This is a genomic window from Pseudomonas sp. SJZ103 (genome assembly GCF_007828335.1).
Lineage (GTDB): Bacteria > Pseudomonadota > Gammaproteobacteria > Pseudomonadales > Pseudomonadaceae > Aquipseudomonas.
This window is the reverse complement of record NZ_VIUN01000019.1, coordinates 17,705-38,572: the sequence shown is the minus strand read 5'-3', so window position 1 is coordinate 38,572 and position 20,868 is coordinate 17,705. Positions and strand designations below refer to the sequence as shown.

Below are 20,868 nucleotides of genomic sequence, written 5' to 3'. Positions count from 1 at the left end.
ATCAATCTCCAAGCGGCAGGCTGTCAGGGCCGCCGCGATAATCGTCGAGGGCCAGCTTGATCCGGCGCAGGCGTTCCTGGTTGTCGTCGGGCAGGGCCAGCGCCAGTTCGGTGGCGAGCAGGTCGATGGCCAGCAGCATGCCGTAACGCGCCGCCGTGGGTTTGTAGATAAAACTGGTTTCCGCCGGTTGCAGCGGCAGCAGCACATCCGCCAACTGCGCCAGGGGTGAGTCGGCAAGAGTGATGGCGACGATGCGCGCGTCGTAGTTGCGTGCCAGCGCCACCACATCGAGCAACTCGGGGGTAAGGCCGGTGAGCGAGCAGACGATCAGCGCGTGTTCCGGCCCCAGGGTTGCAGCCGTGACGCGCATCATCACCGGGTCGTGGCTGGCGGCAATCGGATAGCCCAGGCGTACCAGGCGCACCTGCAGTTCATCGCTGCACAAGCTCGATGGCCCGCCCATGCCAAACGCGTGGATCATCCGCGCCTTACCCAGCAGGTTGACCGCATCGACAAAACTGGCCTGGTTGAAACCGGACAAGTGCTGGCGCAACGTCGCTTCGATGTCGCCGAGAATCTGCCGATGAAACGCCGACTGTTCAGGCAACCCCGCCGGGTCCAGGAAGCGGCTGCCGACGCCGCTGGCCTGGGCCAGTTGCAGGCGCAGATCGCGCAAGTCCCGGCAACCGACACTGCGGGCAAAGCGCGACAAGGTGGCGGTACTGACCTCGGCCCGTTGGGACAGCTCTTCCAGACTGGCCGAGGCGGCAAAGCCCACATCCTCCAGCATCAGCCTGGCGATACGCCCTTCGCCGGCGCTGAAGGAATCCTGGCGGGCGCGGATCTGGTAGAGGATGTCCATGGGGGCTCCGGGTTACAAAATACAGGACAGGCCGTAAGTCAGACCGAAGGCAACCACAGAGATCAGCGTCTCCAATACGGTCCAGGTCTTGAAGGTCTGGATCACCGTCATATTGAAGTATTCCTTGATCAGCCAGAAGCCACCGTCGTTAACGTGGGAAAAGATCACCGAACCCGCGCCAGTGGCCAGCACCAGCAATTCCGGGTGTGGATAACCCAGGCCCAGGGCGACCGGGGCCACCACGCCCGAAGCCGTAGTCATGGCCACCGTGGCTGAGCCCGTCGCAATCCGCATCAACGCAGCGAACAGCCAGCCCATCACCAGCGGTGACAGGTGGAAGGCATGCGCCAGGCCTAGAATTTCGTTGGTAACGCCAGCGTCCACCAATATCCGGTTCAAACCGCCACCCGCGCCCACCAGCAAGGTGATGCTCGCGGTCGGCGCCAGGCATTCATTGGTGAACCTGAGGATCGACTCGCGGTTGAAGCCCTGCGCCAGGCCCAGGGTCCAGAAACTCACCAGGGTCGCCACCAGCAGCGCGATCACCGAGTTACCGATAAACAGCAGGAACTGGTTGAAGCCCGTACCCGGGGTGGAAATCACGTTGGCCCAGCCACCGATCATCATCAACACCACCGGCAACAGGATAGTGCCCATGGTCAAGGCAAAGCTCGGCAAACGCTCGCGAGGTTCACGCTCGATAAACTGGCGTTCCAGCGGGTTTTCCGCCGGCAGGTGAATACGCGGCACGATGAATTTGGCGTACAGCGGGCCGGCAATGATCGCCGTCGGAATACCGATGAGAATCGCATAGAGCACGGTCTGCCCCACCGACGCGTTATACGCCAGCACGGCCATCATCGCCGCTGGGTGCGGCGGCACCAACGCATGCACCACCGACAGGCCGGCGACCATCGGCAGGCCGACCATCAGGATCGACACCCCCACGCGCCGCGCCACGGTAAAGGCGATCGGCACCAGCAGCACAAAGCCCACTTCGAAAAACAGCGGCAGCCCCACCAGGAACGCGATGCACACCATGGCCCAATGGGCATTCCGTTCGCCGAAACGGTTGATCAGCGTGCGGGCCACCTGCTCGGCGCCACCGGACTCGGCCATCATCTTGCCGAGCATGGTGCCCAGCGCCACCACCAGGGCGATATGCCCCAGGGTTTTGCCGACGCCGGCCTCGTAGGAACCCATGATGGTGTCTGCCGGCATCCCGGCCATCAGCGCCAGGCCGATGGACACCAGGGTGATGACGATAAACGGGTTGAGCCGGTAACGTGCGATCAGCACGATCAAAGCAATGATGGCGATGGCAGCGTATGCCAACAGCCCGAAGCCCGGTGATGCGGCCATGCGGTACTCCTCGGAAAGGGTCACGTCGAATGGGTTGTGAAACTCATAAATCATTACCGAGGCGTATTTTCAAACTGTATGAAAGTAACTTTCGCTTACGGATAAGCGCTGTCGCGTTGGGATAAGCCCAAGGGCCGTGTATGAAAATTCGAGGGATGTTCTTACATCAAGATCAGAGAAGGCTGGAAACTCGACGAACACCCTTGAGTCATAGAATGCACACCCACTGATGCCAGGAAAATCGAGCATGATTCGTACGACACTCGCCACCGCCGCCCTGCTTCTCGCCGTGTGCGGCACTGCCGCTGCCGCCGACAACCCGGCGCTGAAAAAATGCATGGACGGCGCCAATACCACTGCCGACATGGTCAGTTGCAACGTCAAGGAAACCAAGGTGCAAGACACGCGCCTGAACACAGCCTACAAGACCGCCCTCGCCGCCCAGGAAGGCACACGCAAACAGCAACTGCAGGACCTGCAGCGCCTGTGGATCAAATACCGTGACGCCAATTGCGCCTTCGCCGGCTCCGCCACCGGCGGCACCATCGACCAGGTCAACGGCACCGGCTGCGTGCTGGACATGACACAGACCCGCGCCCAGGAATTGGAAGACCTGGTCGGGCCGTAAAAATCAGTCGTGGTGAACCTTGGCACGCTTGAGCAACTGCTTGCAGCGCTCAGACAAATGCAGCACCCGCAGATGCTTGCCAGCTTTGCTGTAGCGCTCGCGCAGGGTCATCAGCGCGGCAATTGCCGAGTAGTCGACAAAGCTCAGGTGACGGCAATCCAACGTCACCTGGGCGGGGTCGTTCGCCGGATCGAACTGGTTCAGGAACGGCGTAGTCGAGGCAAAAAACAAGGTGCCGTGCAGGCGATAGAGCTTGCTGCCGTCCGCTTCCAGATGCTCATCGGCATACAGCTCACGGGCCTGTTGCCAGGCAAAGTTCAGTGCTGCGATCACGATGCCGCACAGCACGGCGGTGGCCAGGTCGGTGAACACCGTGATCACGGTCACCGCGATAATCACCAGCACATCATTGAGCGGCACCTTGTTGATCACCCGCAGGGACGCCCAGGCGAAGGTCTGCTGCGACACCACAAACATCACGCCCACCAGCGCCGCCAGCGGGATCCGCTCGATCAGCGGTGACAGAAACAAAATAAACAGCAGGATCATCACCCCGGCGAACACCCCGGAGAAACGCCCGCGCCCGCCGGAGCTGAGGTTGATCACGGTTTGCCCGATCATCGCGCAACCGCCCATGCCGCCGAACAGGCCCGAGAGCATATTCGCCGCGCCCAAGGCCACGCTTTCGCGGTCGGGGTAGCCACGGGTCTCGGTGATTTCGTCGGTGAGGTTCAGGGTCAGCAGGGTTTCCAGCAGGCCTACCATGGCCATCAGGAATGCATAGGGGGCGATGATGCCGAGGGTTTCCAGGGTCCAGGGGATCTGCGGCAGCGCGAAGGTCGGCAGGCCGCCGGCGATGTGGGCCATGTCGCCGAGGGTACGGGTCGGCAGGCCGAGCAGGTACACGGCCAGGCCCACGCCAAGGATCGCCACCAGGGCCGGCGGCACCGCACGGGTGATGCGCGGCAGCAGGTAGACGATGGCCATGGTCACCAGCACCAGGCCGGTCATCACGTACAACGGCGTACCGCTGAGCCAGCTTTCACCGCTCTTGAAATGCTCCAACTGGGCCAGGGCAATGATGATCGCCAGGCCGTTGACGAACCCCAGCATCACCGGGTGCGGCACCATGCGCACCAGCTTGCCCAGGCGCAACAGGCCGAACGCGACCATGATCAGCCCGCCCAGCAGCACCGTGGCGAGCAGGTATTCCACGCCGTGCTGCACCACCAGCGCGACGATCACCACCGCCATCGAGCCTGCCGCCCCGGACACCATGCCGGGCCGGCCGCCGAACAAGGCAGTAAGGGTGCAAATGATAAAGGCGCCGTAGAGCCCCATCAGCGGGTTGAGGTGAGCCACCAGGGCAAAGGCGATGCATTCGGGCAGCAGCGCAAAGGACGTGGTGAGGCCGGCCAAGGCATCGGCGCGTAGGCGGGTGAGGTTCATGAGGTACCAGGGCATTGCGGGGGATAAGGCGGGGAATGGTACGGAATTGAGCCCGGTGGGGCCAGTCTGAAAGATCGAGTGGCCCCAATCGGGGGGCAAGTAGAATCGTCCCACCGCCCCTCCCACACTTGACTGCATTCCAGCGTTGGAACTCAGTCAAATGTGGGAGGGGGCTTGCTCCCGATAGCAGCACCTGGGTTTCAAGCGAACATCACACCATCTCGTCGCGAATCCACTCCACCACCGACGTACGCTTCGGCACCCAGCCCAGCAACTCGCGGGCATGCTTGCCGCGCACGCGGCTGTTGGAGCCCAGGCCATAGTTGGCCATTTCATAGCCCCACTCGGCTTCAGCCTCGGCCAATGGCCAATCCTGTGGCTGGCCCAGGTTCAGGGCGTGGGCGATAGCCGTGGTCATGTCGATAAACGAGGCCTCGCCGCTTTCCACAAAGTAGAAAGTGCCCGGCACGTTCCTGGTCAGTGCCAGCAGGTACAGCGCCACCACGTCGTCAATGTGCACGTTGGACCAGATGTTCTGCCCGGTGCCGACATGGCGCACCACATCGCTCTTGCGTGCCTGCTTGAGCAAGCGCGGCAGTTGCACGCTGTCGCGCTTCACCCCAAGACTGTGGCCGTAAATCAGGGTGTTGCAGATCACCGCCGAATTCACCCCGTCTTTGGCCGCTGCCAGGATCAGGTTGTCGATGGCCACGCGGGCAGCCTTGTCGACGGTCGGCTCCGGCAGGCTGTCTTCGAAGTAGATGACATCGCTGGCCTTACCGCCCGAGGCATCACCCACGATGCTCGAGCCGCTGGTGTGCAGGAATGGCTTGTTCGAGCCTTTCAGCGCGGCCAGCAGGGTTTCCACCGCAGCGCGATGGTCGCTGCTCGCGGCATTGATCACCGCATCGGCTTTCTGCGCTTGCTCGGTCAACACAGCGGCATCATCGAGGGTGCCGATCACCGGGTTGATGCCCAGGGCGGTCATTTCAGCCGCTTGCTCGGCGCTGCGTACCAGGCCGGTAACGGTGTGACCGGCCTTGACCAGGCCAGTGGCGATGGAACCGCCGATAAAACCGGCTGCGCCGGTAATGAATACGTTCATGGAGAGTGCTCCTGACGGGGTAAGTGATGGGTCCATTGTTACGGACTCATCCCTGACGAATAAGCCCGTACCGCCCAATTCACTCTTGCGTGACGGTCACGAATCAGCAGGCATACCGTGCCAGCTTGGCCTGGATAAAGTCTAGGAAGCACTGGATGCGCAGCGCCAATTGCGAGTTGCGGTAGAACACTGCATGGATGGGTTGGCGATACCCGCTGTTGAACGCCTCCAGAACCGGCACCAGGCGTCCGGCAGTAATGTCTTCGACAGTCATGAAGTTCGACAGGCAGCAAATGCCCTGCCCTTCCAACGCCAGCTGGCGCAGGGTTTCACCACTGGACGCGGCCACGCTGGGCTGGATCAGCCAGCGGTCGCCTTCCACATGGCGTAGCGGCCAATGGTTGAGGGTTTCGGTCTGGGTAAAGCCCAGCAAGGTGTGGTCAGCCAACTCGGCGACCGTCGTCGGCGTGCCGTACTGCTTGAGGTAGTCGGGGCTGGCGAGGATATGCAGCGGCGACCAGCCGAGGGAGCGCGCATGCAGGGTGGAGTCGGCCAGGGCACCGATGCGAATCGCAATATCGGTGCTCTGCTCCAGCAGGTCGATGATCAGGTCATCGCTGTTCAACTCCAGCTGGATCTGCGGGTACAAACGGCGAAATTCTGCGATATAGGGCACGATCCCATGCAGCATGAACGGCACGGCGGCATTGATGCGCAGCCGCCCGGCGGGGTTTTTCTGGCGTGACGACAGGCGCTCTTCCAGCGCGTCCATCTGCGCCAGGATCAGCTTGGCCTGCTCGAAGAAGTACTTGCCCTCCTCGGTCAGGTCCATGCGCCGCGTGGTGCGGTTGATCAGTGTGGTTTCAAGCTTGGCTTCCAGGCGCGACAGGGTGCGACTGACCGCCGACGGCGTCTGCCCGACCTGCTCCCCGGCAGCGGAAATCGAGCCGCACTCAATCACGCTGACGAAAATCTGTAGCTCATCGGATCGGGCTTTCACGGGCGGTCCTCGTTATCGGTTCACAGCAGCTTACACCGCAGCGCCCTCAACCACTGATCAACAAATGCCCGCCCAGCAGCGCCATGCCGATAAAAAACACCCGCTTGAACAGCACCGCACTGATGCGCTGGCGCACCACCTGGCCGAGCCACATGCCCAGCAGCGCCGGCACCAGCGCCAACAACGATGCATTGATTTCGCCACCGCCCAACGTGCCGCGCCAGGCCAAACCGGCGGCCAGCGCCAGGGTCGACACGGTGAACGACAGCCCCAACGCCTGCACCAGTTGATCGCGGTTCAAACCCAGCGCCTGCAGGTACGGCACGGCCGGAATCACAAACACACCGGTGGCCGAGGTGATGATGCCGGTGATCAGCCCGCACAACGGGCCCAGCCAGCGCTCGGTTTGAGCCTTGACCTTGAACGTGGGCAGGAACAGTCCGCTCAGTGCATATACCAGCAACGCCGCGCCCAGTGCGCGCACCACCCATTGCCCGCCGTCCATCCCCAGCCACAACGTGCCCAGCCCGGTGCCGAGGAAAATCAGCAGCAACATCGGCCATAGCCGCTTGAGCAAAGCACTCAGGTGCCCGCCGAATGCCAATTGCCACAGGTTGGTGACGGTCGAAGGAATGATCAGCAACGCCGCAGCCTGCGCCGGCAGCATAGCCAGGCCGAGCATGCCCATGGCAACGGTGGGCAGGCCCAGGCCGATGACGCCCTTGACCGTACCGGCCAACAGAAAGGTGCCGATCACCAGCAAGGTAAGGGCGGGGCCGAGGTTTTGGTAAAACGCGAGGAAGGTGTTCATGGGCCGAGTGTGCGACTTTTCGATGCGCCCGAAAATTCGCCATATACTGAGGCAGCCTCTTGTTTTGCATGAGGCTGACGATGCCAGTCCAGTCACCCGAGCAACCAGCCATGCACTTTGACCTGATCGACCTGCGCCTCTACCTGCACATCCTCGACACCGGCAATATCACCGCCGGCGCGGCCCGCAGCCATTTATCCCTGGCCGCCGCCAGTGCACGCATCCGGGCGATGGAAGCCTCGTTGGGCATCGAGTTTCTCGACCGTGGGCGTCGAGGCGTCACCCCCACACCGGCGGGAAAGGCCTTGGCCCGTCACGCTCGCCTGTTGTTGCAACAAGCCGATCACCTGCAACAGGACCTCGCGGAATACGCCAACGGCGTCAAAGGCCAGGTGCGCCTGCTGTGCAACACCACCGCACTCAGCGAATACCTGCCGGAACTGCTCGCGGACTTTCTGCGCGAACACCCCAACCTCGATATCGACCTGCAGGAATTGCCCAGCCTGCGCATTACCCAGGCCTTGCGCCAGGGTACGGCGGAGCTGGGGATCATCTCCGACGCCGTGGACACCCACGGCTTGCAGACCCTGCCGTTTCGCGACGACCCACTGGTGCTGATCATGCCGCGCGACCATCCCCTGGCAGGCGGCAAGGTGAGTTTTGTCGACAGCCTGCAATTCGACTTCGTGGGCTTGGGCGCCGCCAGCGCACTCTCGGTGTACCTGGAAGAACAGGCACTGCACGCGGGCTTTCGTGTGCAGACGCGCATCCGCGCCGAGGGTTTTGACGGGCTGATGCGCATGGTCGCCCGCGGCGCCGGCCTGGGCATCGTGCCCCAGGCGGCGTTGGCGCGCTGGCCAGCGCCACACCCCTTCACCGCCCAACCGTTGCAGGAAGAGTGGGCTCGGCGAACGCTGCTGTTATGCGCGCGCTCGTTCGAACACTTGCCGGGTTACGCCAGGGCCTTGTTCGACGCCTTGGCCCTACCCTTGCGGAAAAACACGTAATACACCGCCGACAGGATCAGCAGGAACGGCACGCCAAACACCAGGGTCATCTTGAACGCCTCGGTGAAGTACGTGGTGATCATCACCGCCCCCATCAGTACCAGGCCCAGTAACGTGCTGTAGGGAAACAGGCGCAACTGGAACGACAGCTTCGCGCCGCCATGACGCTTGCGATAGCGCCGGAAGAACAGGTGCGTGAGGAAGATCATGAACCAGGTGAAGATCGCGCCAAACATCGAGATCGCCATCATCAGGGTGAACGAACTTTGCGGGTACACCACGTTCAACAGCGTCGCCAGGGCGATGCCCGAGCTGGACAACAGCAAGGCATTCAGCGGAATGCCGCTCTTGCTCAACGCGCCCATGGACTTGGGCGCAAAGCCAGCGCGGGACAGGCTGAACATCATGCGCGTGGTGATGTAGAGCTGGCTGTTCATCGCCGACAACGCCGCGATCAGGATCACGAAATTCATCACCCCGGTGGCGCCGGGAATGCCGATGGTCTGCATCACCGTGACGAACGGGCTCTGGGTCTGGCCGGCCTGGTTCCACGGCACGATGGCGAGCATCAGCGCCAGGGTCAGCAGGTAAAACACCACCAGCCGCACGATGGTCGCGCGAAAGGCTTTCTTCACGGCCTGCTCCGGGTCCGCCGCTTCACCGGCAGCCACGGCGATCATCTCGACGCTCAAGTAGCTGAAGATCGACACGATCACCGCTATCCACATGCCGCTCAGGCCATGGGGGAAGAAGCCATCGTGGGCCGTGTAGTGCTGCACGCCATAGTCCGGGTTGCCGGAGCCGAACACCACGTACACCGCAAGGATGATGAAGCCGACGATGGCGCTGATCTTGATCGTCGAAAACCAGTATTCGAAGTGGCCGAACGTCTTGACGCTGATGGCGTTGAGCAGGATGAGCACGCTGGAAAACGATACGATCCATACCCACTCCGGCACGTTGGCGAACCAGTACTTCATGTACATCGCCACCGCCGTGACCTCGGCGCCCACCGCCAGCACAATCGCCGCCCAGTAGGCATAACGCACCAGGAACCCGGCCAGCGGGCTGATGTAGAACTCGGCATAGGCGCCAAAAGAACCCGAGGTGGAGTGGGCCACCGTCATCTCCGCCAGGCAGCCCATCAGCAACAAGGTGATCAACGCGCCGATCGCGTAGCTCACCAGCACGCTGGGCCCGGCATAGCCGATGGCATAGGCGCTGCCCATGAACAGCCCGGTGCCGATGGCGCCACCGATAGCGATCATGCTCATCTGGCCGGAAGTGAGCTGGCGCCTCAGGCCCAGTTCGCGGTGGGTGATATCGGCAAAGCCGTTGTCTGGCGTGGTCACGTGGTGTGCCCCTTTATTATTGTGGTTGCACTATCTAACGGTTGTCACAGGTCCCCTGTGGGAGGGGGCTTGCCCCCGATGGCGGTGTATCAACCTGCAAATCCGGCGACTGACACACTGTTATCGGGGGCAAGCCCCCTCCCACATTTTGATCTGCGTTATCTTCAGGTGACGCTGTGGCGGACCTTGAATTGCGGCTGGTCCCAAGTGGTGTTATCGAGAATCTCACCGAGGATTTCCACCGCATCCCACACCTCGGTAAAGCTCGTGTACAGCGGCGTAAACCCAAAGCGCATGATGCGCGGCTCGCGGTAATCACCTATCACACCCCGGGCGATCAGGGCCTGGATCACCGCATAGCCTTCCGGGTGTTCGAAGCTCACATGGCTGCCACGCCGGGCGTGTTCGCGCGGCGTGATCAGCACGAGGTTATGGGCGGCACAGCGGCTTTCAACCAGCTCGATAAACAGGTCGGTCAACGCCAGGGACTTGCTGCGCAGGCTGGCCATGTCGGTCTGTTCAAAAATCTCCAGGCCGCATTCCACCATCGCCAGCGAAGTGATCGGCTGGGTGCCGCACAGGTAGCGGGCGATGCCGGCGCTCGGCGCGTAGCTGGATTCCATGGCGAACTGCCGGGTATGCCCGAACCAGCCCGACAGCGGCTGGTGCACCAGGTCCACCAGGGTCGGGCTGACCCATACGAACGCCTGGGAGCCCGGGCCGCCATTGAGGTATTTGTAGGTGCAGCCAATCGCATAGTCGGCACCGGCCCCGTGCAGGTCGATCGGCACCGCGCCCGCCGAATGCGCCAGGTCCCAGATGCTCAGCGCGCCGCATTCATGGCTCAAGGCAGTGAGCGCCTGCATGTCGTACATGTAGCCGGTCTTGTAGTTGACGTGGGTAAGCATCACCACCGCCACATCCCCGTCGATGGCCTCGGGCAGTTCATCCGGGCTGTTGACCAGGCGCAGGGAATAGCCCTGTTGCAGCAACTCGGCGAGGCCTTGGGCGATGTACAAATCGGTGGGGAAGTTGCTCGCTTCGCTGACGATCACCTTGCGCGCAGGCTCCCGTTGGCGCTGCACGCTCAAGGCGGCACTGAGCACCTTGAACAGGTTGATCGAGGTGGTGTCGGTGATCACCACCTCACCGTCGCGCGCACCAATCAGCGGTGCCAGGCGGTTGCCCAGGCGCTGGGACAAGTCGGCCCAGCCGGCGCTGTTCCAACTGCGGATCAAGCCATTGCCCCACTCTTGCACGATGACCGCCTGCGCCCGCTCCAGCGCCGCCACTGGACGCGCGCCGAGGGAGTTGCCGTCCAGGTAGATAACGTCCTGGGGCAAGGCGAACTGGTGACGTAGCGGCGCCAGCGGGTCCTGGGTGTCAAGGGCTTGGCAATGGCTGCGAGGGGTCATGGGCTGTCCTGGTTTTTATAAGTGAGGATGCAGTAAATAATGAACGAAGATTTAGAGAATTTTCGTGCAAAGTGGTGGGTAACAGGCTAATTAAGCTGTAGGAAATTCGACTAACAACCGAAAATACGCGGATTTATTCTAATCATGATTCTCGACGCCACCGACCTTCGCCTCCTGCATTTCCTGCAACAGGATGGCCGTATCAGCAATCAGGAACTGGCGGAAAAAGTCGCGTTGTCGCCCTCTGCCTGCCTGCGCCGTTTACGCCTGCTGGAAAGCGAAGGGATTATCAGCGGCTACCGCGCGGTGTTGAATGCCGAGCAACTGGGGATTGAACTGGAGGCCATCGTCCACCTGTCATTGCGCCAGGATGTGGAGGATTGGCATGAGACGTTTATCAAGAAGGTGCAGGGCTGGCCGGAAGTGGCCAGCGCCTACGTGATCACCGGCGCCAGCAATTATGTACTGCGCGTGCAGGCGCGCAACCTCAAGCACTTTTCGGACTTTATCGTGAACCACCTGAACCGCACGGCGGGGGTGATGGATATCCGCTCGGAGATTGTGTTGCAGAAGATCAAGGATCGGGATGAGGTGCTTGATCTGGTTGTTCGCAAATAGGAGCAGCACCATCGCTCGAATGTGGGAGGGGCGGTGCGACGATTCGACTTGCCCCCTCCCACATTTTTGACCGTGTTGATCAATCCTCCAACGCACGAACCCGCTGCATGCGTTTTTGCTCTACCGGCGCTGCCGCGGCCTGCAACTCAAAGTCAAAATCAATCTGCGCAAACCGCCCTTCCACGCCAAACTCCCGCGCCAGTTGCGGATCGTCGCTGAAGCGAATCTCGGCAATCAACTCATCCCGCGTCGCGTAGGCAAAATCATCATGCAGGTACGGGTCATCCGACAGGTTGATCTGCGTGGTCAGGTGCCGGTACCCCGGCGCCGAGATGAAGAAGTGGATATGCGCCGGCCGCTGGCCGTGACGCCCCAGTTGATCGAGCAACTGCTGGGTCGGCCCGGTCGGCGGGCAGCCATAGCCCGAGGGCACGATGCTGCGAAAGCGGTAGTTGCCCTGGGCGTCGGTCTCGATGCGGCGGCGCAGGTTGAATTCGGATTGCGTCGGGTCGAACCACGAATAGGTGCCACCGGTATTGGCCTGCCACACATCGACAATCGCCCCCGCCAACGGCTTGCCCTCGGTGTCGCGCACTTGCCCGCGCATAAACAGCGGCACCGCCTCGTCCTTGCCATCGTCCAGCCGCGCCTCGTACTTCGACAGCGGCGCGCCGGCCACATACAGCGGGCCTTCGATGGTGCGCGGGGTACCGCCGGATTTGCCGGCTTCCTCATCGGCGGCGTCCATCAGCATGTCCAGGTAATGCTCCAGACCGAGCCCGGCGGCGAGCAGTCCGGCCTCCTGGTTCTTGCCCAATTCATTGAGGTAGTTGACCGCCTTCCAGAACTCTTCCGGGGTCACTTCCAGGTCTTCGATAATGTTTACCGTATCGCGCAGGATCCGGTAGATCAGCGCCTTGGTACGCGGGTTGCCGCCGTCAGTGAAGTTGCCGCTGGCTTCTTCGAGAAACTGTTGGGCATGGGCAGTCTGGGACAGTCGGATGGACATGGTGCATTCCTCATCTTGTAGTTATCAGGGTGAAAACCGGCCTAGCGGTCGTCCGCATGGATCGACGAAGGGTGCCGGCACAAGGCGTTCACTTCGATGGCCATGTAGGGGTAAAGCGGCAGTTGCATCAGCAGGTCATGCAGTTCTTGCACACTGTCGACGTCGAACACGCTGTAGTTGGCGTAGAGCCCGGCGATGCGCCACAAGTGGCGCCATTTGCCTTGCTCTTGTAAACGTCGAGCCAGGGCTTTTTCGTCGGCCTTGAGGCTGGCGGCGCGCTCGGGGTTCATATCGACGGGCAGGTTCACGGTCATTTTTACGTGGAACAACATGGCGGCGCCTCTTAGTGTTTGTCACGACGGAAGAACGCCAGACGCTCTTCATCGATGGCCAGGCCCAGGCCCGGCAAATGGGAGACATGCAGCTGGAAGTCGCGGTACAGCGGCGGCTCGGTAAGGATGTCTTCGGTCAGCAACAGCGGGCCGAACAACTCGGTGCCCCACGCCAGTTTGTCCAGCGTAAGGAAGGCATGCGCCGACGCCAGGGTGCCGATCCCCCCTTCCAGCATCGTGCCGCCGTACAGGCCGATACCGGCTGCCTCGGCAATCGCAGCGGTGCGCAATACCGCGCGGGGGCCGCCGTTCTTGGCGATCTTCAGGGCGAACACCGAGGCCGCGCCTTCACGGGCCAGGTTGAAGGCATCTTCGACACACTCGATGGATTCGTCAGCCATGATCGGCGCCGGGCTCGACAGGTTGAGCCGGGCCATGCCCCCACGGTTATTGCGCGAGATCGGCTGCTCGATCAGGTCGATGCCGTTGTCGTCGAGCACCTTGCACGCACGCAGGGCCACGGCCTCGTCCCAGGCCTGGTTGACGTCGACGCGCACGCTGGCACGCTCGCCCAGGGCCTTTTTGATCGCGATGACATGGGCCAGGTCATGGCCAACTTCACCGGCACCGATCTTCAACTTGAAGATGCGGTGGCGGCGCAGGTCGAGCATCTTTTCGGCCTCGGCAATGTCCTGGGCGGTATTGCCGCTGGCAAGGGTCCAGGCCACCGGCAACGCATCGCGCACACGCCCACCGAGCAGTTCGCTGACGGGCAGGTTCAGGCGCTTGCCGTGGGCGTCGAGCAAGGCGCTTTCGATACCGGATTTGGCAAAGGTGTTGCCGCGAATGCTGCGCTCCAGGCGCAACATGGCAGCGTTGATATTGCTGGCGTCCTGGCCGATCAGCAGTGGCGCGAAGTGACGGTCGATGTTGACCTTGATGCTGTCGGGGCTCTCGTTACCGTAGCTCAGGCCACCGATGGTGGTGGATTCACCGATGCCTTCGATGCCGTCGGCGCAGCGCACGCGGATGATCACCAGGGTCTGGTTTTGCATGGTGTGCATCGCCAGTTTGTGCGGGCGAAGGGTGGGAAGGTCGACGATAATGGTCTCGATCGACTCGATGGCGCGAATCGGCATGGCAATACCCGTTGGGTTATTTATAGATTTACGTCGATTCTGTGCCGCATTTTTCCTAGCTTCCAATATAGAATTAGTCTCAAGCAATACCCTCAAGGTATGAAAGGAGCCGTTATGGAACTGCGTCATCTGCGCTACTTCCAGGTGTTGGGGCAGACCCTCAACTTCACCCGTGCCGCCGAACGCCTGCACATCGCCCAGCCGCCGTTGAGCAGGCAGATCCAGCAATTGGAAGAGGAATTGGGCGTGATTCTGCTGGAGCGTGGCCGACCGCTGCGGCTGACCGAGGCCGGGCGGTTTTTCTATGAACACGCCAATGTATTGCTCGAGCAGTTGAACAAAGTCTGCGACAACACGCGACGCATCGGCCAGGGCGAGAAGACCTGGCTGGGCATTGGCTTTGCCCCATCGACCTTGTATGGCGTGCTGCCGGAATTGATTCGGCGGCTGCGCAACCATGAGGCGTTGGAGCTGGAACTGGGGTTGTCGGAAATGACCACCTTGCAGCAGGTCGAGGCGCTCAAGGCCGGGCGTATCGATGTGGGTTTCGGGCGCATTCGTATCGACGACCCGGCCATCGTCCAGCGCGTGCTGGTGGAGGATCGGTTGGTCGCCGTGCTGCCCGCCGGCCACCCCTTGTTGGGCGCCCCCGCGACCCTCGCCCAACTGGCCGCCGAGCCGTTTGTGCTCTACCCCGGCAACCCGCGCCCCAGCTATGCCGACCATGTGATCGCGCTGTTCGACGCCCACGGCCTGAGCCTCAAGGTGGCGCAGTGGACCAACGAATTGCAGACCGCCATCGGCCTGGTCGGTGCGGGCATGGGCGTGACGCTGGTGCCGGCATCGGTGCAGGTGCTGCATCGCGCGGATATTGGCTACACGCCGGTTGTAGAAGCGACGGCGACCTCGCCGATCATTCTGAGCCGACGGGTGAATGATCAGTCGCCAGGGCTTAGTCATTGCCTGCAGTTGGTTGAAGAACTGATCTGAAACCCTCCCACATGTTGATCTTCATCAGGTTCAAGTACTGCGCATACGCTTGCGCTGCAACGTCTGGCTGGGGGACTCATCGAACAGTTTTCGATACTCCGCCGAGAACCGCCCCAGGTGGGTAAAGCCCCAGCCCAGGGCGATCTCGGAGATGGTGCGGATTGAACCGTGCTCAAGGATTTCCTGGCGCACTGCATTCAGCCGATGCTTCTTCAGGTAGGCCATGGGCGACAGGGCGAAGTACTTGCGAAACGCATCGAACAGCTTGAACCGCGACACGCCGGCAGCGGCTTCCAGGTCTTCGAGGTGCAGCGCCTCGCGGGCGTTGGCGTGAATGTATTGGCGCGCACGGATCAGGTAATGGGGCAGTTTCACCCCCAGCACGTCACGCAGTTCTTCCGAGTAGTTGTTCGGCTGGGCGAGGATCAGGCCCTTGATCAGCGAGCTTTCCAGGTCACGGGTAAACGCCGCCTGCTCATACAACTCACTGCTGCCTTCCAGCTCGGCGATGAAATAACGCGCCATGCGCCACCACGACGCCGAAGCGCCCTCCACCGCATCCATCACCGGTTCAAATTGCAGCGGCGCTTCGATAGGCCGTTGCAGCAAGCCTTCCAGCGATTCGCTCATCGCCGCCCGCGTGATCACCACCTGCAACTTGCGGCAGTCACCGGAAATCGCCAGCACCTGGTGCTCGTTGGGCGCGATGATCACGCCCTGATCGCGGTTGGAACCCAGGCACTCACCGTTCTTGCTCAACGCCTGTTCGCCCACCAGCGGCAGGCTCACGCTGTAGCTGCTGAAGTGCTCGGCGTCTTCGATATCGATGGTCACGTCGGTGCCGTATTCGATCACCCCCAGGGTGGTGGCGCGGGACTTGAACACGTTGGCACTGTGATGAAAGCGCAGGCGCTCGGGCGTGGCCGTCGCCAGGCGATGGGGCCCGCAAATGCCGGACATCCAGCTGCGGGCGCCTTCGAGGTCGAAGCGTTGAATATGAATATCGCGTGTCTGGCTACTCATCAGGGTGCACCCACGGCGGTTAGGCTGTTGCGCGCTCTGGCGGCGCGTCGTTGTGGTTCCACAGCAAGTTCTACGCCACGCCGGCCCGATTGCAACCGGGTGGATAGCAACCGCCAACTATGTGGATAAACCGCAGGTGTTGACGCCCCTTGCCTCGCCAGACGGTAGCGCGTCGCGTCACCGCCCCGCACCGCCGTGGGTATTTGCTGCCCAACTTTGCGGCCCACCTTCCCCCATTAAGTGGATAGCCCGCCCCCTTGTCGCAGCCTCTTAATGGCTCACCTGTTTAGCCATGATCAAAAGGTGCCTCCCATGAGTGGTGCAAGAAGCGTCGAGCAATGGAAAAGCTTTATCGAAAGCTGCCTGGATTTTCGTCCGGCAGACGCAGTGTTCCGTATCGCCCGCGACATGTTTACCGAGCCCGAGCTGTTCGACCTGGAGATGGAGCTGATCTTCGAGAAGAACTGGATCTACGCCTGCCACGAAAGCGAACTGGCCAATCATCACGACTTCGTGACGATGCGTGCCGGGCGCCAGCCGATGATCATCACCCGCGATGGCGAGGGCCGGCTCAATGCGCTGGTCAACGCCTGCCAGCATCGCGGCACCACCCTCACCCGGGTCGGCAAGGGCAACCAGTCGACCTTCACCTGCCCGTTCCACGCCTGGTGCTACAAGAGCGATGGCCGGCTGGTGAAGGTCAAGGCGCCGGGGGAATATCCGGAAGGTTTCGACAAGGCGACACGCGGCCTGAAAAAGGCGCGCATCGACAGCTACAAGGGCTTTGTCTTCATCAGCCTGGATGTGAATGGCCGTGACAGCCTGGAAGACTTCCTCGGCGACGCCAAAGTGTTCTTCGACATGATGGTCGCGCAGTCTGCCACCGGTGAGTTGGAGGTGCTGCCGGGCAAGTCTGCCTACACCTACGACGGCAACTGGAAACTACAAAACGAAAACGGCCTGGACGGGTATCACGTCAGCACCGTGCACTACAACTACGTGGCCACGGTGCAGCATCGCCAGCAGGTGAACACCGAGAACGGCACCGGGTCCGCCAGCACCCTGGACTACAGCAAGCTCGGCGCCGGCGACGCCAACACCGATGACGGTTGGTTCGCCTTCAACAATGGCCACAGCGTGTTGTTCAGCGACATGCCCAACCCCAGCGTGCGTTCCGGCTACGCCACCATCATGCCGCGCCTGGTGCAAGAGCACGGCCAGCAGAAGGCCGAGTGGATGATGCACCGCCTGCGCAACCTGAATATCTACCCGAGCCTGTTCTTCCTCGACCAGATCAGCTCGCAGTTGCGCATCATCCGCCCGGTGGCGTGGAACAAGACCGAGATCATCAGCCAGTGCCTGGGGGTGAAGGGCGAATCCGACGCCGACCGCGAAAACCGTATTCGCCAGTTCGAGGACTTCTTCAACGTCTCGGGCATGGGCACGCCGGACGACCTCGTGGAGTTTCGCGAAGCCCAGCGTGGTTTCCAAGGCCGCCTGGAACGCTGGAGCGATATCTCACGCGGCAGCCATCGCTGGGAAACCGGGCCAACGCCGAACAGCGAGGCCATCGGCATCCAACCGGCCATGACCGGCACCGAGTTCACCCATGAAGGCCTGTACGTCAACCAGCACCGCAACTGGCAGCAGTTCCTGCTCCAGGGCCTGGATCAACAAGCGCTGAAACTGCGGGAGGTGAAATGATGAATGCGCCATTGCAGTACCGGATCGAGCAGTTTTTCTACCGTAAATCCGAGCTGTGCGACGCCCAGGACTGGGACGCCTATGTGCAGTTGTTCGACCCGCAGAGCGAATTTCACCTGCCGCAATGGGACTCGGAGCACGTCTACACCCGCGACCCCAAGCGTGAGATGTCACTGATCTATTACGCCAACCGTTCGGGCCTGGAAGACCGCGTGTTCCGCCTGCGCACCGGCAAAGCGGCGTCTGCCACACCGATGCCGCGCACCTTGCACCTGATCAACAACGTGCGCATCGCCGAGCAGGCGGATGGCACGTTGGAGGTCCGGTTGAACTGGCACACGCTGTTCTATCGGCTGGCCACGTCGGAGCAGTTCTACGGGCATGCCACCTATCGCCTCAAGCCCCATGGCGACAGCTGGCTGATCACCCGCAAGCATGCGCTGCTGCTTAACGACACCATCAATTCGGTGCTGGATTTCTATCACCTATGAACACGCCTTTGTGGCGAGCGGACTTGCCACAGGTTGTGCGCACGTCATCAATATGCGGAGCCCCTACATGAATCACAAAGTGGCCTTCAGTTTTGCCGACGGCAAGACGCTGTTTTTCCCGGTGGGCGCGAATGAAATCCTGTTGGATGCGGCACTGCGCAATGGCATCAAGATCCCCCTGGATTGCCGCGAAGGCGTGTGCGGCACCTGCCAGGGCCGGTGCGAGTCGGGGGATTACACCCAGGACTATGTGGACGAGGAAGCCCTCTCCAGCCTCGACCTGCAACAGCGCAAGATGCTCAGTTGCCAGACCCGAGTGAAGTCCGACGCGGCGTTCTACTTCGACTTTGATTCAAGCCTGTGCAATGCGCCGGGGCCGGTGCAGGTGCGCGGCACGGTGAGCGAGGTGCAGCAGGTGTCGGCCAGTACGGCGATCTTGACGGTGCGGTTGGACGCGTCGCTGGATTTTCTACCGGGTCAATATGCGCGCATCTCGGTGCCCGGCACGGACGGTTGGCGCTCCTACTCTTTCGCCAACCTGCCGGGCAATCAGCTGCAGTTCCTGATCCGCCTGCTGCCGGATGGGGTGATGAGCAACTACCTGCGTGACCGTTGCCACGTCGGCGATGCGTTGCTGATCGAGGCGCCGCTGGGTGCGTTCTACCTGCGTCATGTCAGCAAACCGTTGGTGCTGGTGGCCGGCGGTACCGGATTGTCTGCCTTGCTCGGCATGCTCGATGAACTGGCCGCCACGGGCTGCGAGCAGCCCGTGCACCTGTATTACGGCGTGCGCGGGGCTGAGGATTTATGCGAAGCGCAGCGTATCCATCAATACGCCTCGAAAATCCCCGGTTTTCGCTACACCGAAGTGCTGAGCGCACCGTCGCCCGAGTGGCCTGGCAAGCGCGGCTACCTCACCGACCATTTCGACCTGGCCGAATTGCGCGACGGATTGGCGGATATGTACGTGTGCGGCCCCCCTCCGATGGTCGAATCCATCCAACAATGGCTGGCGGATCAGGCACTTGATGGCGTTCAGCTGTATTACGAAAAGTTTACGCAGAGTAATATCTGACGCCTCAGCACTTCTGAGGGGTTCTACCCCGAGAAAAACAAGTAGAAGGGAACGTTAATGGCGGATGACATGGTTAACCCGGTAGGCCTCAAGCGTGGCCTGAAGAACCGGCATATTCAGTTGATCGCCTTGGGAGGGGCGATTGGCACGGGGCTGTTCCTCGGTTCGGCCGGGGTACTCAAGTCGGCAGGGCCGTCGATGATCCTGGGCTACGCGATTGCCGGTTTCATCGCGTTCCTGATCATGCGCCAGCTCGGCGAGATGATCGTCGAAGAACCGGTGGCCGGCTCGTTCAGCCACTTCGCCCACAAATACTGGGGCGGTTACGCGGGCTTCCTGGCCGGCTGGAACTACTGGGTACTCTACGTGCTGGTGGGCATGGCCGAGCTGACCGCCGTGGGCAAGTACATCCAGTTCTGGTGGCCGGAGATCCCGACCTGGGTCAGCGCACTGGTGTTCTTTGTCGCGGTGAACCTGATCAACACCCTGAACGTTAAATTCTTTGGTGAGACCGAGTTCTGGTTTGCGATCATCAAGGTGGTGGCGATTGTCGGCATGATCGTGCTCGGCTGCTACCTGCTGTTCAGCGGCACCGGCGGCCCGCAAGCGTCCATCAGCAACCTGTGGAGCCACGGCGGGTTCTTCCCGAATGGCGGCATGGGGCTGTTGATGTCCATGGCCTTCATCATGTTCTCGTTCGGCGGCCTGGAGCTGGTGGGTATCACCGCTGCCGAGGCCAGCGAGCCACGCAAGGTGATCCCGAAAGCGATCAACCAGGTGGTGTACCGGATCCTGATTTTCTACGTCGGCGCATTGACCGTGCTGCTGTCGCTGTACCCATGGGATCAACTCCTGCAAACCCTCGGCGCGTCGGGCGATGCCTACAGCGGCAGCCCGTTTGTGCAGATCTTCTCGCTGATCGGCAACGACACCGCCGCCCACATCCTCAACTTCGTGGTGCTGACCGCGGCACTGTCGGTGTACAACAGCGGCGTGTACTGCAACAGCCGCATGCTGTTCGGCCTGGCCGAGCAAGGTGATGCGCCAAAAGCGCTGATGAAGCTCAACAAGCAAGGCGTACCACTGCGGGCCCTGGCGATCTCGGCGTTGGTGACGATGCTGTGCGTGGTGGTCAACTACGTGGCGCCGAAGAGTGCGCTGGAGTTGCTGTTTGCGCTGGTGGTTGCCTCGCTGATGATCAACTGGGCGCTGATCAGCATCACCCACATCAAGTTCCGCAAAGCCATGGGTGAGCAAGGTGTGACGCCGTCGTTCAAGACCTTCTGGTTCCCGTTCAGCAACTACCTGTGCCTGGCGTTCATGCTGATGATCATCAGCGTGATGCTGGCGATCCCGGGCATTCGCGAGTCGGTGTATGCGATGCCGGTTTGGGTGGGGATTATCTATGTGGCCTACCGGTTGCGAGTGAGTAAGACGAAAGCGGTCGCCGCCTCCCGCATTTGATTGCATTGCAAATGAAAAGCCCCGGTGATCCG

General features: G+C 61.6%; 20 protein-coding genes. 8 read left to right on the top strand and 12 right to left on the bottom strand.

Annotated elements, in window-relative coordinates:
* Position 1: 1 nt before the first annotated feature.
* Together FBY10_RS28225 and FBY10_RS28220 are read right to left on the bottom strand one after the other, a co-directional pair.
* Positions 2-862, bottom strand: coding sequence for a MurR/RpiR family transcriptional regulator (locus FBY10_RS28225; protein ID WP_065925967.1), 861 nt, complete (start codon positions 860-862; stop codon positions 2-4).
* A gap of 12 nt (positions 863-874) precedes the next feature.
* The gene (locus FBY10_RS28220) at positions 875-2,224 is read right to left on the bottom strand and encodes a gluconate:H+ symporter (RefSeq protein ID WP_256243895.1); all 1,350 of its coding nucleotides are present in this window, start codon (positions 2,222-2,224) and stop codon (positions 875-877) included.
* A 247-nt stretch (positions 2,225-2,471) separates the two neighbouring features.
* On the opposite strand from FBY10_RS28220, the gene FBY10_RS28215 reads away from it, so the two are divergent.
* A complete protein-coding gene (locus tag FBY10_RS28215) occupies positions 2,472-2,852 on the top strand; it encodes a lysozyme inhibitor LprI family protein (RefSeq protein ID WP_145338514.1) in 381 nt (126 codons plus the stop codon).
* Between the two features lie 3 nt (positions 2,853-2,855).
* On the opposite strand, the gene FBY10_RS28210 is transcribed toward FBY10_RS28215, so the two are convergent.
* The 4 genes from FBY10_RS28210 to FBY10_RS28195 all read right to left on the bottom strand — a co-directional run bounded on the left by FBY10_RS28210 (position 2,856) and on the right by FBY10_RS28195 (position 7,217).
* Positions 2,856-4,301 carry a SulP family inorganic anion transporter gene (locus tag FBY10_RS28210; RefSeq protein WP_145338515.1) on the bottom strand — a complete coding sequence of 482 codons (1,446 nt, stop codon included), beginning with the start codon at positions 4,299-4,301 and terminating at the stop codon, positions 2,856-2,858.
* 211 nt (positions 4,302-4,512) lie between these two features.
* The gene (locus FBY10_RS28205) at positions 4,513-5,406 is read right to left on the bottom strand and encodes an NAD-dependent epimerase/dehydratase family protein (protein WP_131700239.1); all 894 of its coding nucleotides are present in this window, start codon (positions 5,404-5,406) and stop codon (positions 4,513-4,515) included.
* Between the two features lie 103 nt (positions 5,407-5,509).
* A complete protein-coding gene (locus FBY10_RS28200) occupies positions 5,510-6,406 on the bottom strand; it encodes a LysR family transcriptional regulator (RefSeq protein WP_145338516.1) in 897 nt (298 codons plus the stop codon).
* Between the two features lie 46 nt (positions 6,407-6,452).
* Complete coding sequence (locus tag FBY10_RS28195) at positions 6,453-7,217, bottom strand: sulfite exporter TauE/SafE family protein (RefSeq protein ID WP_145338517.1); 765 nt, start codon at positions 7,215-7,217, stop codon at positions 6,453-6,455.
* Between the two features lie 110 nt (positions 7,218-7,327).
* Between FBY10_RS28195 and FBY10_RS28190 the strand changes: the two genes are divergently transcribed.
* Positions 7,328-8,224, top strand: coding sequence for a LysR substrate-binding domain-containing protein (locus FBY10_RS28190; RefSeq protein ID WP_145338532.1), 897 nt, complete (start codon positions 7,328-7,330; stop codon positions 8,222-8,224).
* Here FBY10_RS28190 and FBY10_RS28185 read toward each other — a convergent pair.
* Positions 8,170-9,576: an amino acid permease gene (locus FBY10_RS28185; protein ID WP_145338518.1), complete on the bottom strand. Its 1,407-nt coding sequence runs from the start codon at positions 9,574-9,576 to the stop codon at positions 8,170-8,172. The genes FBY10_RS28190 and FBY10_RS28185 overlap by 55 nt on opposite strands.
* Positions 9,577-9,740: 164 nt before the next feature.
* Positions 9,741-10,991 carry a kynureninase gene (gene kynU, locus FBY10_RS28180; RefSeq protein WP_145338519.1) on the bottom strand — a complete coding sequence of 417 codons (1,251 nt, stop codon included), beginning with the start codon at positions 10,989-10,991 and terminating at the stop codon, positions 9,741-9,743.
* Between the two features lie 144 nt (positions 10,992-11,135).
* On the opposite strand from kynU, the gene FBY10_RS28175 reads away from it, so the two are divergent.
* Positions 11,136-11,609, top strand: coding sequence for an Lrp/AsnC family transcriptional regulator (locus FBY10_RS28175; protein ID WP_003176072.1), 474 nt, complete (start codon positions 11,136-11,138; stop codon positions 11,607-11,609).
* A 79-nt stretch (positions 11,610-11,688) separates the two neighbouring features.
* On the opposite strand, the gene catA is transcribed toward FBY10_RS28175, so the two are convergent.
* Genes catA through FBY10_RS28160 form a run of 3 tightly spaced genes read right to left on the bottom strand, consistent with a single transcriptional unit; the run spans position 11,689 to position 14,089 of the window.
* Positions 11,689-12,618, bottom strand: a complete 930-nt coding sequence (gene catA, locus FBY10_RS28170) for a catechol 1,2-dioxygenase (protein WP_131700234.1) — start codon at positions 12,616-12,618, stop codon at positions 11,689-11,691.
* A gap of 41 nt (positions 12,619-12,659) precedes the next feature.
* Complete coding sequence (catC, locus tag FBY10_RS28165) at positions 12,660-12,950, bottom strand: muconolactone Delta-isomerase (protein ID WP_131700233.1); 291 nt, start codon at positions 12,948-12,950, stop codon at positions 12,660-12,662.
* Between the two features lie 11 nt (positions 12,951-12,961).
* Positions 12,962-14,089, bottom strand: a complete 1,128-nt coding sequence (locus FBY10_RS28160) for a muconate cycloisomerase family protein (RefSeq protein ID WP_145338520.1) — start codon at positions 14,087-14,089, stop codon at positions 12,962-12,964.
* A 114-nt stretch (positions 14,090-14,203) separates the two neighbouring features.
* Between FBY10_RS28160 and FBY10_RS28155 the strand changes: the two genes are divergently transcribed.
* Positions 14,204-15,079 carry a LysR family transcriptional regulator gene (locus tag FBY10_RS28155; RefSeq protein ID WP_131700231.1) on the top strand — a complete coding sequence of 292 codons (876 nt, stop codon included), beginning with the start codon at positions 14,204-14,206 and terminating at the stop codon, positions 15,077-15,079.
* A 30-nt stretch (positions 15,080-15,109) separates the two neighbouring features.
* On the opposite strand, the gene FBY10_RS28150 is transcribed toward FBY10_RS28155, so the two are convergent.
* Positions 15,110-16,102: a helix-turn-helix domain-containing protein gene (locus tag FBY10_RS28150; protein ID WP_131700230.1), complete on the bottom strand. Its 993-nt coding sequence runs from the start codon at positions 16,100-16,102 to the stop codon at positions 15,110-15,112.
* Positions 16,103-16,414: 312 nt separating this feature from the next.
* Here FBY10_RS28150 and antA point away from each other — a divergent pair, with 312 nt between their 5' ends.
* The 4 genes from antA to FBY10_RS28130 all read left to right on the top strand — a co-directional run bounded on the left by antA (position 16,415) and on the right by FBY10_RS28130 (position 20,836).
* Complete coding sequence (gene antA / locus FBY10_RS28145; RefSeq protein WP_131700229.1) at positions 16,415-17,806, top strand: anthranilate 1,2-dioxygenase large subunit; 1,392 nt, start codon at positions 16,415-16,417, stop codon at positions 17,804-17,806.
* Positions 17,806-18,297 carry an anthranilate 1,2-dioxygenase small subunit gene (gene antB, locus FBY10_RS28140; protein WP_053131958.1) on the top strand — a complete coding sequence of 164 codons (492 nt, stop codon included), beginning with the start codon at positions 17,806-17,808 and terminating at the stop codon, positions 18,295-18,297. The genes antA and antB overlap by 1 nt, the downstream gene beginning before the upstream one ends.
* A gap of 67 nt (positions 18,298-18,364) precedes the next feature.
* Positions 18,365-19,372, top strand: a complete 1,008-nt coding sequence (gene antC, locus FBY10_RS28135; RefSeq protein ID WP_145338521.1) for an anthranilate 1,2-dioxygenase electron transfer component AntC — start codon at positions 18,365-18,367, stop codon at positions 19,370-19,372.
* 57 nt (positions 19,373-19,429) lie between these two features.
* On the top strand, positions 19,430-20,836 hold the full coding sequence (locus FBY10_RS28130; protein ID WP_145338522.1) for an amino acid permease: 1,407 nt from the start codon (positions 19,430-19,432) through the stop codon (positions 20,834-20,836).
* The last annotated feature ends 32 nt before the right edge of the window (positions 20,837-20,868 follow it).